Origin of the sequence: Marinobacterium halophilum, from assembly GCF_003014615.1 — a bacterium.
GTDB classification, from domain to species: Bacteria; Pseudomonadota; Gammaproteobacteria; order Pseudomonadales; family Balneatricaceae; genus Marinobacterium; species Marinobacterium halophilum.
Map to the genome: position 1 here is coordinate 1 of NZ_PYGI01000001.1, position 15,900 is coordinate 15,900.

General features: G+C 59.0%; 15 protein-coding genes. All 15 read left to right on the plus strand.

The genetic code is table 11. From position 1 onward, the window contains the following. The first annotated feature begins 136 nt into the window (after nucleotides 1–136). Nucleotides 137–1,291 (plus strand): acetyl-CoA C-acetyltransferase, encoded by a 1,155-nt coding sequence (locus tag CLV44_RS00010; protein WP_106590051.1) that lies wholly within the window; start codon nucleotides 137–139, stop codon nucleotides 1,289–1,291. A 97-nt stretch (nucleotides 1,292–1,388) separates the two neighbouring features. Then, nucleotides 1,389–2,273, plus strand: a complete 885-nt coding sequence (locus tag CLV44_RS00015) for an SDR family oxidoreductase (RefSeq protein ID WP_106590052.1) — start codon at nucleotides 1,389–1,391, stop codon at nucleotides 2,271–2,273. An 11-nt stretch (nucleotides 2,274–2,284) separates the two neighbouring features. Further along, entirely contained in the window at nucleotides 2,285–3,070 is a 786-nt protein-coding gene (locus tag CLV44_RS00020) for an SDR family oxidoreductase (protein ID WP_106590053.1), read from the plus strand. Nucleotides 3,071–3,080: 10 nt separating this feature from the next. Further along, nucleotides 3,081–3,551, plus strand: coding sequence for a MaoC family dehydratase (locus tag CLV44_RS00025; RefSeq protein WP_106590054.1), 471 nt, complete (start codon nucleotides 3,081–3,083; stop codon nucleotides 3,549–3,551). Between the two features lie 10 nt (nucleotides 3,552–3,561). Then, entirely contained in the window at nucleotides 3,562–4,767 is a 1,206-nt protein-coding gene (locus CLV44_RS00030) for an acetyl-CoA C-acyltransferase (RefSeq protein ID WP_106590055.1), read from the plus strand. 86 nt (nucleotides 4,768–4,853) lie between these two features. After that, on the plus strand, nucleotides 4,854–5,609 hold the full coding sequence (locus CLV44_RS00035; RefSeq protein WP_106590056.1) for an SDR family NAD(P)-dependent oxidoreductase: 756 nt from the start codon (nucleotides 4,854–4,856) through the stop codon (nucleotides 5,607–5,609). A gap of 36 nt (nucleotides 5,610–5,645) precedes the next feature. Continuing rightward, the gene (locus tag CLV44_RS00040; protein WP_106590057.1) at nucleotides 5,646–6,299 is read left to right on the plus strand and encodes a TetR family transcriptional regulator; all 654 of its coding nucleotides are present in this window, start codon (nucleotides 5,646–5,648) and stop codon (nucleotides 6,297–6,299) included. After that, a complete protein-coding gene (locus CLV44_RS00045) occupies nucleotides 6,296–7,948 on the plus strand; it encodes an electron transfer flavoprotein-ubiquinone oxidoreductase (RefSeq protein WP_106590058.1) in 1,653 nt (550 codons plus the stop codon). The genes CLV44_RS00040 and CLV44_RS00045 overlap by 4 nt, the downstream gene beginning before the upstream one ends. A gap of 447 nt (nucleotides 7,949–8,395) precedes the next feature. Then, nucleotides 8,396–8,848, plus strand: coding sequence for a division/cell wall cluster transcriptional repressor MraZ (mraZ, locus tag CLV44_RS00050; RefSeq protein ID WP_106590300.1), 453 nt, complete (start codon nucleotides 8,396–8,398; stop codon nucleotides 8,846–8,848). Between the two features lie 21 nt (nucleotides 8,849–8,869). After that, nucleotides 8,870–9,808, plus strand: a complete 939-nt coding sequence (gene rsmH / locus CLV44_RS00055; protein ID WP_106590059.1) for a 16S rRNA (cytosine(1402)-N(4))-methyltransferase RsmH — start codon at nucleotides 8,870–8,872, stop codon at nucleotides 9,806–9,808. Then, nucleotides 9,805–10,218 carry a cell division protein FtsL gene (gene ftsL / locus CLV44_RS00060; RefSeq protein WP_106590060.1) on the plus strand — a complete coding sequence of 138 codons (414 nt, stop codon included), beginning with the start codon at nucleotides 9,805–9,807 and terminating at the stop codon, nucleotides 10,216–10,218. Before rsmH ends, ftsL begins: the two co-directional genes overlap by 4 nt. Then, nucleotides 10,205–11,929, plus strand: coding sequence for a peptidoglycan D,D-transpeptidase FtsI family protein (locus CLV44_RS00065; RefSeq protein WP_106590061.1), 1,725 nt, complete (start codon nucleotides 10,205–10,207; stop codon nucleotides 11,927–11,929). Before ftsL ends, CLV44_RS00065 begins: the two co-directional genes overlap by 14 nt. Continuing rightward, nucleotides 11,926–13,440, plus strand: coding sequence for a UDP-N-acetylmuramoyl-L-alanyl-D-glutamate--2,6-diaminopimelate ligase (locus CLV44_RS00070; protein WP_106590062.1), 1,515 nt, complete (start codon nucleotides 11,926–11,928; stop codon nucleotides 13,438–13,440). Before CLV44_RS00065 ends, CLV44_RS00070 begins: the two co-directional genes overlap by 4 nt. Further along, nucleotides 13,437–14,810, plus strand: a complete 1,374-nt coding sequence (locus tag CLV44_RS00075) for a UDP-N-acetylmuramoyl-tripeptide--D-alanyl-D-alanine ligase (protein WP_106590063.1) — start codon at nucleotides 13,437–13,439, stop codon at nucleotides 14,808–14,810. The genes CLV44_RS00070 and CLV44_RS00075 overlap by 4 nt, the downstream gene beginning before the upstream one ends. Nucleotides 14,811–14,814: 4 nt before the next feature. Then, a complete protein-coding gene (gene mraY / locus CLV44_RS00080) occupies nucleotides 14,815–15,897 on the plus strand; it encodes a phospho-N-acetylmuramoyl-pentapeptide-transferase (protein ID WP_106590064.1) in 1,083 nt (360 codons plus the stop codon). Nucleotides 15,898–15,900 lie beyond the last annotated feature (3 nt).

The window sequence follows — 15,900 nt, forward strand, 5'->3', positions numbered from 1 at the left end:
TGCAGATGTTCATGAAACGGACCTGGGCGCTGGAAGCCTCCTGGGGCGACCGTGGATTCCATAAGGCGCGCATCAGTGACGCCATCTTTGCTGACGACGCGCCGCTGGGCCCGGGTCAGACATTCGGGAGGTCATAATGGCTGAAGCTTATATTGTCGATGCTCTGCGTACGCCCACCGGGCGGCGCAAGGGCGGGTTGTCTCAGGTACACGCCATCGATCTGGGTGCGCATGTGCTCAAGGCGTTGGTCGAACGCAACGCCATTCCGGCTGACGAGTACGATGACGTCATCTTTGGCTGCGTCGATACCATCGGTTCTCAGGCCGGTGATATCGCCCGCACCAGCTGGCTGGCCGCCGGTCTGCCGCTGAATGTGGCAGGCACCACGGTAGACCGTCAGTGCGGTTCCTCACAGCAGGCGCTGCACTTTGCTGCGCAAGCGGTGATGAGCGGCACCCAGGATGTGATCGCCGTCGGTGGTGTACAGACCATGACTCAGATCCCGATCTCGTCGGCGATGCTGGCCGGTCAGCCGCTGGGCTTTACCACGCCCTTTGCCGAGAGCAAGGGCTGGCAGGCACGCTTCGGCGATGCCCCCGTCAACCAGTTCTATGCCGCTCAGCGCATCGCTGATCACTGGGGCATCAGCCGTGCCGACATGGAAGTGTTCGCGCTGGAAAGCCACCGTCGCGCCATCGCGGCGAGCGAAGCCGGTTACTTCGATCGTGAGATCGTGCCGCTGGAAGGGGTCGAGCGTGACGAAACGCCGCGTCAGACTACGCTGGAAAAAATGGCCGAGCTGGAGCCGGTTGATCCGGAATACCCGTCCATTACGGCAGCGGTATCGAGCCAGACCTGTGACGCATCGGCCGCAATGCTGGTGGTCTCGGAGCAGGCGCTCAAGCGTTACAACCTGACTCCGCGTGCCCGCATTCACCACCTCAGCGTCTGCGGTGATGATCCGATCTGGCATCTGCGTGCACCGATTCCGGCGACCGAAGCGGCACTGAAGAAAGCCGGTATGAGCATGGATCAGATCGACCTGGTCGAGATCAACGAAGCGTTTGCGTCCGTGGTCATGGCCTGGCAGCAGGAAACCGGTTACAGCCTCGACAAGATCAACGTCAACGGCGGCGCAATTGCTCTGGGTCACCCGTTGGGTGCGACCGGTGCACGTCTGATGACCGGCTTGCTGCATGAGCTGGAACGTCGCGGCGGCCGCTTTGGCCTGCAGACCATGTGCGAAGGCGGTGGCCAGGCCAACGTGACGATCATCGAGCGTCTGGGCTGAGTGTGACCCCGGGCACTCCATGTTTTGCCTGGGGACGATCCGAACTGAATTGACGGCTCGCGCTGCGGCGCAGCCATGACAGGTTGATGGGGAAGTTATGTCTATATTGGAAGGCCGAGTGGCCATTATTACCGGCGCTGGCGGCGGCTTGGGTGCTGCCCACGCAAAAGTACTGGCAGCTGAAGGCTGTGCGGTTGTGGTGAATGATATCAATGAAACCGCTGCACAGGCGGTGGTTGAAGAGATCACGGCGGCGGGCGGTAAGGCGGTGGTCAACACCTCTGACATCACCAACTACGAAGACAGCGCCCGCGCGGTGCAACAGGCGATCGATACTTTCGGTGACCTGCATGTCGTGTTGAACAATGCGGGCGTTAACCGTGACCGCATGTTTGCCTCCATGACCGAGCAGGAGTGGGACACCATTATGGCTGTCCACCTGAAAGGTCATTTCTGCATCACGTCCCATGCCGTGCATTACTGGCGTGATCAGGCCAAAGCCGGTAAAGCGGTCAGCGGTCGCATCATCAACACCACCTCCGGTGCCGGTTTGCAGGGTTCCATTGGCCAGTCCAACTATGCCGCCGCCAAAGGCGGTATCGCGGCACTGACACTGAACCAGGCGGCGGAGCTGGGTCGCTATGGCATCACCGCCAACGCTGTTGCTCCGGCAGCGCGTACCGGCATGACCACTGCGGTTGAAGCGATGGCTACCCGCATGGCCAAGCCGGAAGACGGTAGCTTCGATTACTGGGCACCGGAAAACGTCTCCACGCTGCTGGCCTGGCTGGCATCCGAGGAAGCGGGCGATGTCACCGGCAAGGTGTTTGAGTCTGAAGGCGGCCGCATCTGCATCTGTGACGGCTGGCGCACCACCGAAGGCGTCAACAAGAACGAGCGTTGGGAGCCGTCCGAGCTGGGCGAAGTGGTACACAAAATGATTAAAGACGCCGTTCCGGCACAAAAAGTCTGGGGCAGCTGAGGAGCACGCACATGAGCAAGATTCCGACATACGTTGAAGGTCACGGCCTGCTGAAGGGCAAGTCTGTACTGATTACTGCTGCGGCCGGTGCCGGCATCGGTTTCTCCGCCGCCAAGCGTGCGGCCGAAGAGGGCTGCCGGGCGTTGATGATCTCCGATATCCATCCGCGTCGTCTGGAAGAGGCCGTTGCGGCACTCAAGCAGGAAACCGGACTGGATGCCATCTACGGTCAGCTGTGTAACGTGACTGTAGAAGAAGAAGTACAGACCCTGATCGCCGAGGCGGAAGCCAAGCTGGGTGGTGTGGATGTACTGATCAACAACGCCGGTCTTGGCGGTCAGAAAACCGTCGTTGAGATGACCGATGAAGAATGGCATCGCGTGCTGGATATTACCCTCACCGGTACTTTCCGCATGACCCGCGCCATGCTGCCGCACATGCAAAATCGTGGTGCTGGCGTGATCGTTAACAACGCCTCTGTACTGGGCTGGCGTGCGCAGAAAGAACAGGCGCACTATGCCGCAGCCAAGGCCGGTGTCATGGCGCTGACCCGTTGCAGCGCACTGGAAGCGGCTGAGCATGGCGTGCGTATCAATGCGGTATCACCGTCAATCGCGCTGCATGACTTCCTCAAGAAAGCGTCCAGCGAAGAACTGCTGGCGCAGCTGTCCAGCCGTGAAGCGTTCGGCCGTGCGGCTGAAGTATGGGAAGTGGCCAACGTGATGATGTTCCTGGCCAGCGATTATTCCTCCTATATGACCGGCGAAGTGGTATCGGTCAGTTCCCAGCAGGCGTAAGGACTTCGAGATGGCGAACCAGATTTTTGCCAGTGCCGACGCACTGTTGGCGGCTCAGGGCATGGACCTGGGCTGCAGTGAATGGCTGGAGATCACTCAAGAACGGATCAACCTGTTTGCTGAAGCAACCGGTGATCACCAGTGGATTCACGTGGACCCGGTGAAAGCCGCTGACGGCCCGTTCGGCAAGTGCATTGCCCACGGCTACCTGACCCTGTCGCTGGTTAACCTGTTTCTGCCCCAGCTGATGGCGGTCGAGAACCTGCAGATGGGCGTCAACTACGGCTGCGACAAGGTACGTTTCCCGGCAGCCGTGCCGGTAGGCAGCCGCATTCGCGGCCGTGGCGAAGTGGTAGCTGTTGAATCGGTCAAGCAGGCGGTGCAGGCGACAGTCCGCGTCACCGTTGAGATCGAAGGCAGCGACCGTCCCGGTTGCGTTATCGACACCATCAGCCGTTACACATTCAATCCGGCTCAATAAGGAGAATAAGATGAGCGAAGCAGTCATTGTATCTACGGCGCGTACTGCGCTGACCAAGTCGTTCCGCGGCTCCTTCAACGATACCGAAGCCCCGGTGCTGGGTGGCCATGTGGTCCGTGCAGTCGTCGAACGTGCCGGTATCGAGCCGGAAGCGGTTGAAGACGTGATCATGGGCGCAGCGGTGCAGCAGGGTACCCAGGCCTACAATATCGGCCGTCTGTGCGCCTACACCGGCGGCCTGCCGGACAGCGTGCCGGGCATGGCACTGGATCGCATGTGCGCGTCCGGCCTGATGACCATTGGCGTTGCCGCCAAGAACATCATTGCGGGCGAGATGAAAGTCGCCATTGCCGGGGGCGTCGAGTCTCTGTCGCTGACCCAGACCAAGCACAAGAACACCTACCGTGCCCAGTCCGAGGCGGTCAAGGAGATCGCTCCGAGCGCTTACATCCCGATGATCGAGACCGCCGAGCTGGTCGCCGAGCGTTACGGTATCAGCCGTGAAGAGCAGGATCGCTATTCCCTGCAGAGCCAGCAGCGTACGGCAGCGGCACAGGAAGCGGGTCTGTTTGATGACGAGATCGTGCCGCTGACCGCTCAGCAGTTGGTGTTCGATGCCGATCGCAAGCCGGCCGGTCACAAGGAAGTTGTTGCCGACCGTGACGAGTGCAACCGTCCGCAGACCACCTATGAAAGTCTGGCAGGTCTGGTACCGGTCTGGAAAGACGGTCAGTGGATTGCCGAAGGCAAGCATGTCACCGCCGGTAACGCGTCCCAGTTCTCTGACGGTGCGTCTGCTGCGCTGGTGATGAGTCGCGAAGAAGCGGACCGTCGTGGTATCGCACCGCTGGGTGTCTATAAAGGTATCGCGGTTGCGGGCTGCAAGCCGGAAGAGATGGGTATTGGCCCGGTCTATGCCATTCCCAAGTTGCTGGAACGCTTCAACCTCAAAGTGGACGATGTCGGTCTGTGGGAAATCAACGAAGCTTTTGCCAGTCAGGTGCTGTATTGCCGTGACACGCTGGGCATCGCCAACGATCGCCTGAACGTGAACGGTGGCGCGATCTCTATCGGTCACCCGTTTGGCATGTCCGGTGCGCGCATGGTCGGTCACGCCCTGATTGAAGGCCGTCGCCGTGGCGTCAAGTATGTGGTCGTTGCCATGTGCATCGGTGGTGGTATGGGTGCAGCCGGTCTGTTTGAAGTCTGCCCCTGATGTGTAGCCTCTGACATGAGGCTGCAGCGGTGCTGCCGTTAAGCGCGGCACCGCCATTATCAACGCTCAAGAATAAGGACAATGACATGAGCCAGAAATTGTTTGAACTCGACGGCCAGGTTGCCCTGGTTACCGGTGCCGGTCAGGGCATGGGGTTGGGTGTCGCCCGTTCGTTGGCGACTCAGGGTGCCCGGGTTGTGGTCAACGACTACTATCCGGAACGTGCCGAAAGCGCCGCAGCCCAGCTACGCAGCGAAGGCTTTGAAGCCTGTGCCGCGCCGGGTGATATCACCTCGGCTGAGGTGCGTGACAGTATCGTTGCCACCGCCGAGCGTGAATTCGGTACGGTCAGCATTCTGGTCAACAACGCCGGTGTACCGCCGGGCATGCCGGACTCGCTGCGCCAGTTCAAGGATCTGGCGGATGAAGATTTCGAACTGCAGCTGGATCTGAACCTGCGCGCTATTCTCGGCCTTACCCGTCGTGTAATGGACGGCATGGTTGAGCAGGGTCATGGTCGTATCATCATTATCAGTTCCGAATCCTGGCGTACCGGCCTGCAGTTTGGCCTGACCAACTATGCTGCGGCCAAATCCGCCGCACTGGGCTTCATGCGCCACCTGGCACACGAAGTCGGCCGCAAGGGCATCACCGCCAACGCCGTCTCTCTGGGCACCATGAACAACTTCGGGGACTATGCCGAGTATGCCAAGGCAACGGCCGTTGGCCGTACCGGTACACCGGAAGATGTGGGCGCTGCCGTGGCCTATCTGGCCTCGCGTGAAGCGTCCTGGATGTCAGGCCAGGTGCTGCCGCTCAACGGTGGTTCAATCACGGCCTGATATCCAGGCACGGGTGGCGAGGAGGCGAGAAGCGATATGCGTCGAACCAAAGAAGAAGCCGAGCTGACCCGACAGGTGATTATGGGGCGCGGACTGGAACTGTTCGCTGAACAGGGCGTTGCCGCGACCCGCCTGAGCGATATTGCCAAGGCTGCGGGTTTTACCCGCGGCGCGATCTACTGGCATTTTAAAAACAAGTGGGATCTGTTCGATGCCATTTGTGAGTTTTACTCGCAGCCGTTCAAAACCCTCAGCGATGCCTGCCTGTCTGATCAGGAGCAGGACCCGCTGGGCAAGCTGCGTGAGCTGCTGGTACGCCTGTTGTGCAAGGTAGAGCAGGACCGCAATTTCTGTCGCATGATGTTGATGTTTATCCGTGAAAGCTCCGGTGTCACCGCCGGCGGCACGGCTGAGCCGGTGGCCCGGTTCATGGAGTATCAGCATCAGCGCCGCCTGGGTGTTATTCACAATGCCATTCGACGTGGCCAGCTGCCGCCCACGGCGGATGCTGAAGCCGCATCCTGGTTGATCAAGGCGATGGTAGACGGGTTCGTTACCAGTTGGCTGCAGCGGGCCGAGTATTTTTCGATTTCAAGCAATGCAGACGTGTTTGTGGATACGGTGATCGCCAGCCTGAGTGCGCTACAACCGGTTCCGGACTCTGTCGATGATGAGGTATGTGCAGTATGAGTCGTGAATCGATGGAATTTGATGTAGTGATCGTCGGCGCGGGCCCTGCGGGTTTGTCGGCGGCCTGTCGGCTGATGCAGCAGGCTGCGGCGGCAGAGCAGGAACTGACCGTCTGTGTAGTGGAAAAAGGCTCCGAGGTTGGCGCACACATTCTCTCGGGTGCGGTGATGGAAACCCGTGCGCTGGATGAGCTGTTCCCCAACTGGAAAGAGCTGGGCGCACCGCTGAACACGGCGGTGACCGAGGATCGGGTGGTACTGCTCAAAAATGCCGAGAGTGCGGCCAAGATCCCCAATGCGTTTGTGCCGAAGCCGATGCACAACGACGGCAACTACATTGTCAGCCTGGGTAATGTCACCCGCTGGCTGGCGGAACAGGCTGAAGGGCTCGGGGTTGAAGTGTTCCCCGGCTTTGCCGCCGCCGAAGTCCTGTTCAATGACGATGGCAGCGTCAAGGGCATTGCCACCGGTGACATGGGTGTCACCGCTGCAGGCGAGCAGGGTCCCAATTACATGGAAGGCATGGAGCTGCATGCCAAGTACACCATCTTCTCTGAAGGCTGTCGTGGTCATTTGGGCAAACAGCTGATCAGCCGCTTCAAGCTGGATCAGGATGCCGACCCTCAGCATTACGGTATCGGTATCAAGGAGTTGTGGGATATCGATCCGGCCAAGCACCAGCCCGGTCTGGTGGTGCACGGGTCCGGCTGGCCGCTTAGCGATGCCGGTGCCAGCGGTGGTTTCTTCCTCTATCACACCGATGACAATCAGGTTGTCGTGGGACTGATCACCGACCTGAACTATGCCAACCCCTGGCTGAGCCCGTTCGACGAGTTTCAGCGCATGAAGCACCATCCCGAGATCAGCCAGATTCTCGAAGGTGGCAAGCGGGTGGCGTACGGTGCCCGCGCCATTACCAAGGGCGGTTTCAATGCGTTGCCGAAGATGACCATGCCCGGTGCGCTGCTGCTGGGGTGTGATGCCGGTACGCTGAACTTCTCCAAGATCAAGGGCACGCACACGGCGATGAAGTCGGGCATGCTGGCGGCGGAAGCGATTACCGAGACTCTGTTCTCCGGTGATCAGGGCGGCCGTGATCTGAGTGGCTTTACCGACAAGTACAAGGCTTCATGGTTGTTCGACGAGCTGTATCGCTCGCGTAACTTTGGCCCGGCGATGCACAAGTTCGGTACCTGGGTGGGCGGCGCGTTCAACTACATCGACCAGAACTGGTTCGGCGGCAAAATCCCGGTCACTCTGCATGACCGCCACGAAGACCATGCTCAGCTGAAACCGGCCAGCGAGTGCGCGCAGATCGAATATCCGAAGCCGGACGGCATCTTGTCGTTCGACAAGCCCTCATCGGTGTTCCTCTCCAACACCAACCATGAGGAAGATCAGCCCTGTCACTTGCAGCTCAAGGATGCCAGCATCCCGATTGCGCATAACCTCAAACTTTATGCGGAGCCTGCGCAGCGCTTCTGCCCGGCAGGGGTTTATGAAGTGGTAGAAAGCGAGAGCGGCCCCCAGTTCCAGATCAACGGACAGAACTGCGTTCACTGCAAAACCTGCGACATCAAGGACCCGGCCCAGAACATCACTTGGGTGGTGCCGGAAGGGGCGGGCGGGCCGAACTACCCGAATATGTAAATATCGGCTGCGGTATGGTTATTCGTCATGACTCGAGTGCGAAACGCTCTTTTGGTCGAATATCCATGACGTTTTGAATATGCCACGACACAGGGTCGGCTTTCATGCTGACCCTGTGTCGTTTTGCGTTAGTGGCTGAGCGGGTGCTATCGGTCGACTTAAACGGGCATTTTAACCCACTGTTTCATTTATGAAACCAGGTCTGTTTCACCTGTTAAACATAGCTAGGCTGTTGCTCTCCTTACGACTTTTTTGTTTTGCCCTGTGTGTCGTTAAGTCCATGTTAAATAAAGATATTAACTGTTTTTTTCGAGCTTTTTAAAAGTGTCGGAAATTTGTCATGCCTGCTTTACATCACCTTGCATCTACTGTGCTTACTACCTATAGTGTCGCGTAGTGGGAAAAAGTGGATAAAAGTGGGTGAACTTGGGGGTTGCGGTGGGCGTCATGTTCCGCGGAGTCAATCCGATCAATCTCGATGCCAAAGGCCGCATGGCCCTGCCGGCTCGCTATCGCGAATCGGTGCGGGAGCATTCTGAAGGCCGCATGGTGGTGACGATTGATACGGAAGACCAATGCCTGCTGCTTTACCCACAGCCTGAATGGGATGAAATCCAGGCCAGGATTGATGCGTTGCCCAGTTTCAACAAGGCGGTGCGCCGTATTCAGCGCCTGCTGACCGGTCATGCGACCGATCTGGAGCTGGATACCAATGGGCGCATGCTATTACCGGCACCTCTGCGTGAGTATGCCGGACTGGACAAGAAGATCATTCTGCTTGGTCAGGGCAATAAATTTGAAATCTGGAGTGAAACACTCTGGAGCAGCACTCGAGACGCGTACCTGCAAGCGGATGATGGCGACGAGATCCCCGCCGAATTGCAGACGTTGTCGCTTTAACTGACAAGATAGCGGAGCAACATGAGTCAGACATTCAGTCACATTACAGTGCTGCTCGACGAAGCGGTTCGCGAGCTGGTTCACGATCCGGATGGGTTCTATATAGACGGTACGTTCGGACGTGGCGGTCACAGTGCTCTGGTGCTTGAGCAGCTGTCGGACAAGGGCCACCTGATGGCCATCGATAAAGATCCGGAAGCGGTCCGCCACGCGCACCAGCGTTTTGCCGATGAACCCCGGTTCAGTATCGAGCACGGCTCCTTTGCGCAGCTGCAGTCCTTTGTCGAAGAACGTGGCCTGATGGGCAAAGTCAGCGGTGTGCTGCTTGACCTGGGTGTCAGTTCCCCTCAGCTGGATGACCCTGAGCGCGGCTTCAGCTTCATGAATGACGGCCCGCTGGATATGCGGATGGATACCAGTTCAGGCGAAAGTGCAGCCGACTGGATCAATCGTGCCTCTGAAACCGAGATTGCCGATGTGATCTACCAGTATGGCGAGGAGCGTTTTTCCCGCCGTATGGCGAAGGCCGTTGTGGCGGAGCGCGAGCAGGCACCGATCACAACCACAGGGCGGCTGGCGAAAATCATTACCGAAGCCAATCCGCGCTGGGAAAAGGGTAAAAACCCTGCAACGCGCGCTTTTCAGGGTATCCGTATCCACATCAACCGTGAACTGGCGGATGTGGAAGCCTGTCTTGATCAAGCATTGGAAGTGCTGGCCCCAGGCGGCAAGCTGGTGGTGATCAGCTTCCACTCATTGGAAGACCGGATCGTTAAACGCTTTATTCGGCGTCATGTAAAAGGTGATGAGCACTTGCCGCAGGGAATACCGTTTACCGATGCAATGCTTAAACGCCGATTGAAGTCCGCAGGGAAAGCGGTGCGCGCAGGTAAGGATGAATTGGATGAGAACCCCCGGGCGCGCAGTGCTGTGATGCGTGCCGCTATCAAGCTGGCATGATACTCACCCGCTTCAGTATCGGTAAGGCCGACCTGCGTGCGGGCTGGTATGCGCTGGTTTCCAGGGTGCAGGCGCGGCTGCCGCAGCGAGCCGTGGTGCCGCAGCCGACTACGATGTTGAGCGGCGCGCAGCTGCTGGGTCCGATACTGGCGGTAACCATTCTGATGCTGTTGGTAATGGGCAGCGCGATGGCCGTGATCTCTTCGGCTTACGAATATCGCCGCTTGTTCAATCAGCATCAGGTGCTGGTGCGGCAGTGGGATGATTTGCAGGTCGAGTGGGGCCAATATCTGCTGGAGCAGAGCGTGTGGTCGGCACACCATCGCGTTGAGGCATTGGCGGCTGATCAAATGAGAATGGTAGTGCCTGCAACTGAAGCGATTGAGATTGTGCGCTATGAGCAGCCGTAAAAATACACGCAAAGACACAGATGCCCATGCGGCTCGGAGCTGGCGTATTTGGCTGGTTTTGTCTCTGCTCGTACTGATTGTTGCTGCCATCACGTCCAAGCTGTTTTCACTGTACGTAGACGATCAGGACTTCCTGCGCAGTCAAGGCGATGCGCGTGCGCTACGTACCATGCTGATCCCGGCACACAGGGGTGTTATTACCGACCGCAACGGCGAACCCTTGGCCGTGAGTGCCCCGGTGGCAACCGTATGGGCAGATCCGTTACGGACTGACCTGCAGCATGCTGCATTGCCGCGCTTGGCTCAATTGCTGGGACAGCGCCCTCAGGCGCTCATGGCCGAACTTGCCGCCAATCATGAGCGTCGCTTCCTCTATCTCAAACGTCAAATTACCCCAGAGCTGGCCGAGTCCATTGAAGCTCTGGGCGTTGCCGGTATTCACGTCGACCGAGAATACAAACGTTACTACCCGGCAGGTGAAGTCAGCACTCACCTGGTTGGATTTACCAATGTAGACGGTGAGGGTCAGGAGGGGCTTGAGCTGGCCTACAATCACAGCCTGCGCGGGGAGCCCGGGCGCAAGCTGGTGCTGCGGGACCGGGTCGGGCGCACCGTTAAACATATTCGTTCATTGCAAGATGCCAACCCCGGCGACGATCTGCAGCTGAGTATCGACCTGCGGGTCCAGTACATGGCTTACCGTGAGCTTAAAGCGGCGGTTGAAGTGCATCAGGCCGACTCCGGTTCGGCGGTTGTATTGGATGCCCGCACCGGTGAGGTGCTTGCGCTGGTGAATCAGCCGTCTTACAACCCCAATGACCGTTCTGGCCTCAATACCGGAGCCTTGCGCAACCGCGCCTTGACCGACCTGTTTGAGCCCGGCTCGGCAATCAAGCCGCTGACCATTTCGGCGGCCATGATGAGCGGCGACTACACCCGCGACTCCATTATCGACACATCGCCTGGCTACATCCGAGTGGCGGGTGCCAGCATCAAGGATCATCGCAATTACGGTGAGCTGGATCTGACCGGCATTATCACCAAATCGAGCAATGTGGGTGTCACCAAGCTGGCACTGGCGATGGAGCCGGATGCCGTGCGCAACCTGTTGCACAATGTCGGGCTGGGGCAGGATACCGGCACCGGTTTTCCGGGTGAGCGTAGCGGCGTGTTGCCCTACTTGAAAGCACGTCAGCATGTTGAGCGCGCCACGATGTCCTATGGCTATGGGCTGTCGTCAACCCTGCTGCAGCTGGCCCAGTCCTATCTGCCGCTGGCGGCCGATGGTGTGCTGCATCCGGTGACATTGCTCAAGCAGGATCAGCCGAGTGCGGGGGTTCGGGTGATGCCGCCGGGGATCGCGCCGCAGGTTCTGGAAATGCTGGAAACGGTTGTCGGTCCACGCGGGACAGGACGGAGAGCCGCGGTTGAGGGTTACCGCGTCGGCGGTAAAACCGGCACCGTACACAAGGCCAGTGGTGGCGGCTACGCCGATGACAAGTATGTATCGGTCTTTACCGGTGTGGCACCGATCAGCAAGCCCAGGCTGGTGATTGCCGTCATGGTGGATAACCCCAAAGGGCAGGAATATTACGGTGGACTTGTGGCGGCACCGGTCTTTTCACGGATTGCGGCAGGCTCTCTGCGCTTGCTCAATGTGCCGCCGGACCGCTGGCCTGAAACGTCTTCAACACAGGTGGCACGGAAATGAGCCTTTATACCCAGTCACTTCTGACCCTGTTGCCGCAAGCGGCCGCCACGCTGGCGGCACTGCCTGTTGATGCGCCGGTGACGATTTCCGGGCTGACCCTGGATAGCCGTCGGGTTGAGCCCGGCTATCTGTTCTTTGCTCGTAACGGCGTATCCAATCGCGGTGCGGACTTTGTCGCGGAGGCGCAGCGACGCGGTGCCACCGCCATTATGGTTGAATCAGGGGAGCTGACGCCTGCCGAGCGAGCATCGGTACAGGTGCCGCTGCTCGAGGTTTGCGGGCTTGATAAGGTGATCGGTGAAGTGGCCAGCCGTTTTTACGGCCACCCGAGCCACCATCTCAATGTAATTGGCATTACCGGCACTAACGGCAAGACTTCCTGCAGCAGTTATCTGGTGCAAGCACTCGAGCTGCTGGGGCATCGCGCCGCCATGATAGGTACTTTGGGCAACGGTTTTTTGAATGACCTCAAAACTGCCACGCATACCACGCCGGATGCGATTGCCCTGCAGGCCTTGCTGGCGGAGTTGCGTCAGGCCGGGGCCGATCATGTAGTGATGGAAGTGTCCAGCCATGCGCTTGATCAGCAGCGGGTCAGCGGGGTGCGTTTTGCTGCAGCCGGCTTTACCAACCTGACCCGTGATCATCTGGATTACCACGGCGACATGGCAGCCTACGGTGATGCCAAGGCCCTGCTGTTTACCGCGCATGCACCGGCATTGCAGGTGATTAATCTGGATGACGTCTTTGGTCGCGCATTGTGGCAGCGTCTGCAACCGATGCGCGCGCAGGTGCGCAGTTTTGCCCTCAGTGAGCCGGGGGCCGATGTGCGTGCCGATCATTTGGTGTTCACACCGGAAGGTGTCCGGTTCGAGCTGGTGACCGAAGCAGAGACTGTTGCGGTACAGACAACCTTGATGGGTGGCTTCAATGTCAGCAATCTGCTGTTGTGCGCGACCGTGCTGCAGTTGCTGGGTTATCCGTTATCAACGGTGGCTGATGTGCTGGGGCAGGTGCAGCCGGTTGATGGGCGCATGCAGGCGCTGCCCGCCGTGCCGAGCGCGCCGACGGTGGTGGTGGATTTTGCCCACACCCCTGATGCTCTGGCTCAGGCGCTGCAGGCGCTGCGTTTGCACCGCCCGGTGTCGGGACGCCTGATCTGTGTGTTCGGCTGTGGCGGTGACCGTGATGCCGGTAAGCGCCCTGAGATGGGGCGTGTTGTGGCCCAGTTGGCTGACCAGGTTGTTGTTACCAGTGATAACCCGCGTTCCGAATCGCCCGGTGCGATCATCAATGACATCCTTGCCGGTGTGCCGGAGACAGCGACAGTCCATGTGGAGTCGGACCGTGCTGCCGCGATCCGCTGGGCGCTGACGCATGCTTGTGCGGACGACATGGTACTGATTGCCGGCAAAGGGCATGAGCGTTATCAGGAAATAAACGGGGTTCGTGAGCCCTTTGATGACTGTCAACAGGCATGGCATGTATTGCAAGAAGGAGCTGAGGTATGATGCGCGCCTTTGAGCTGAATGAGCTTCAGCAGGTGCTGAACGCACGGCAGCAGGGTGATAACTGTACGATCCATCGGGTGGTGACGGACAGTCGTCTGCTGACGGCCGGTGATCTGTTTGTCGCGCTGCGCGGGCCGAATTTTGACGGTCACGATTTTGTCGGTGCTGCCGAGTTGAAGGGGGCTGCGGCGGTGGTGGTAGACCATCAGGTCGACACTCGTCTGCCGCAGTTGGTTGTCACCGACACCCTTACGGCGCTGGGGCAGCTGGGCGGTTTTAATCGCTCGCTGTTCCATGCTCCTGTCTTTGCTGTCACCGGTAGTGGTGGCAAAACCACGGTTAAGGAGATGCTGGCCAGTTTATTGGCAAGCAAGGGTGAGGTGCTGGCAACTGAGGGCAACCTCAATAACGAGATTGGCGCACCGATGACCTTGCTGCGCCTGGCACCGGAGCACCGTTCGGCGGTGATCGAGCTTGGGGCGAGTGGGCAAGGTGAAATTGCGCGCACGGTGGCGTTTACCCAGCCGGATGTGGCGGTGTTGAACAACGTCATGGGCGCGCACCTTGAAGGTTTTGGTGGCCTTGATGGTGTGGTTCGTGCCAAGGGCGAGATTTTTACCGGGCTCTGTTCCGGCGGTGTGGGGGTGGTCAATATGGACTCACCGTACGCATCGGTCTGGATCGAACGCCTGCACCGGTTGAAACGGCGCGTCTTTACCTTCGGGGTCGAAAACGGTGCGGCGGATATCAGTGCCAGTCTTTTGCAGATGAACGCTGACGGCAGTTGGCGTTTTGTGCTGGATGACGGCACTGATCAGTTGCCGGTCAGCCTGCAGGTGCTGGGTCGACATAATGTGGCCAACGCCACGGCTGCGGCGGCCGCGTGGGTTGCGGCAGGACAGCCGTTGACGCAGATTGCCGGAGTTCTGGACCGCTGTACGCCCGTGTCCGGCCGGCTCAGTCCGCACCCGCTGAGCAGCGGTGCGCTGGTGATTGATGACAGTTACAACGCCAATGCCGATGCGATCAAGGCGGCAACCGATCTATTGGCACAGCTGCCGGGCGAACGTGTACTGGTGCTGGGCGACATGGCTGAGTTAGGGGAAGACTCGCCCCGGCTGCATGCCGAGGTGGGTCATTATGCCGCCGAGCGCGGTATCGAACGGTTGCTGGCCACCGGGCCCAAAATGCAAGCGGCAGTGGATGCCTTTACTGCGCTCAGGGTTGGGGCGGAACACTTTACGGAACAAGCGACATTGATTGAACGACTGAAAACACTGCTGGCACCCGAGCTCACCGTACTGGTCAAGGGATCGCGCAGCGCGCACATGGACAGGGTGGTGACAGCCCTGATTGAAGGGGAACACTGACACCATGCTTTTGTTACTTGCAGACTACCTGTCCCAGTTCCATACCGGCTTCGGGGTGTTCCGCTATATCACTCTACGCGGCATTATGGGTATTTTGACTGCGCTGGGGATCTCCCTGTTCATGGGGCCCTGGCTGATCCGCCGCCTGAAAGAGAAGCAGATCGGCCAGGCGATACGTGATGATGGCCCGCAGTCGCACTTGAGCAAGGCGGGCACACCGACCATGGGCGGAGCCTTGATTCTGCTCTCAATCGCCATCAGTACCCTGCTGTGGAGTGACTTGAGCAGCCGTTACGTCTGGGTGACCTTGATTGTAACGTTGATCTTTGGTGCGGTCGGCTGGGTCGATGACTGGCGCAAAGTAGTGGAAAAGAACCCGCGTGGCCTACCGGCGCGTTGGAAGTACTTCTGGCAGTCGGTGGCAGGTATCGGTGCTGCTGTGGTGTTGTACATGACCGCGCAGTCGCCGGTGGAAACCCAATTGATCCTGCCGTTCTTCAAAGACGTGGCGATCGACATGGGAATCTTCTTCATTGTCTTCACTTATTTCGTCATCGTCGGCAGCTCCAATGCGGTGAATCTGACCGATGGTCTTGATGGGCTGGCGATCATGCCAACGGTGATGGTGGCTGCGGCTCTGGCCGTATTCGCCTATCTGAGTGGCCATCTGCAGTTCGCCAACTATCTGCAAATCCCGTATGTGGCCGGCTCCGGTGAGCTGATCATCTTCTGTGGTGCCATCGTCGGTGCCGGGCTTGGCTTCCTCTGGTTCAACACCTATCCGGCCCAGGTATTCATGGGCGATGTCGGTGCGCTATCGCTGGGTGCAGCGCTGGGTGTGGTGGCCGTCATTGTGCGCCAGGAATTGGTGTTGGTGATTATGGGCGGTGTGTTCGTGATGGAGACTGTTTCGGTCATTCTACAGGTGGCATCGTTCAAGCTCACCGGACGCCGCATCTTCCGCATGGCACCGATCCATCACCATTTTGAACTCAAGGGCTGGCCTGAACCGCGGGTCATCGTACGTTTCTGGATTATCACGGTGGTGCTGGTGCTGATTGGCCTGGCCACACTGAAGATTCGATAACAG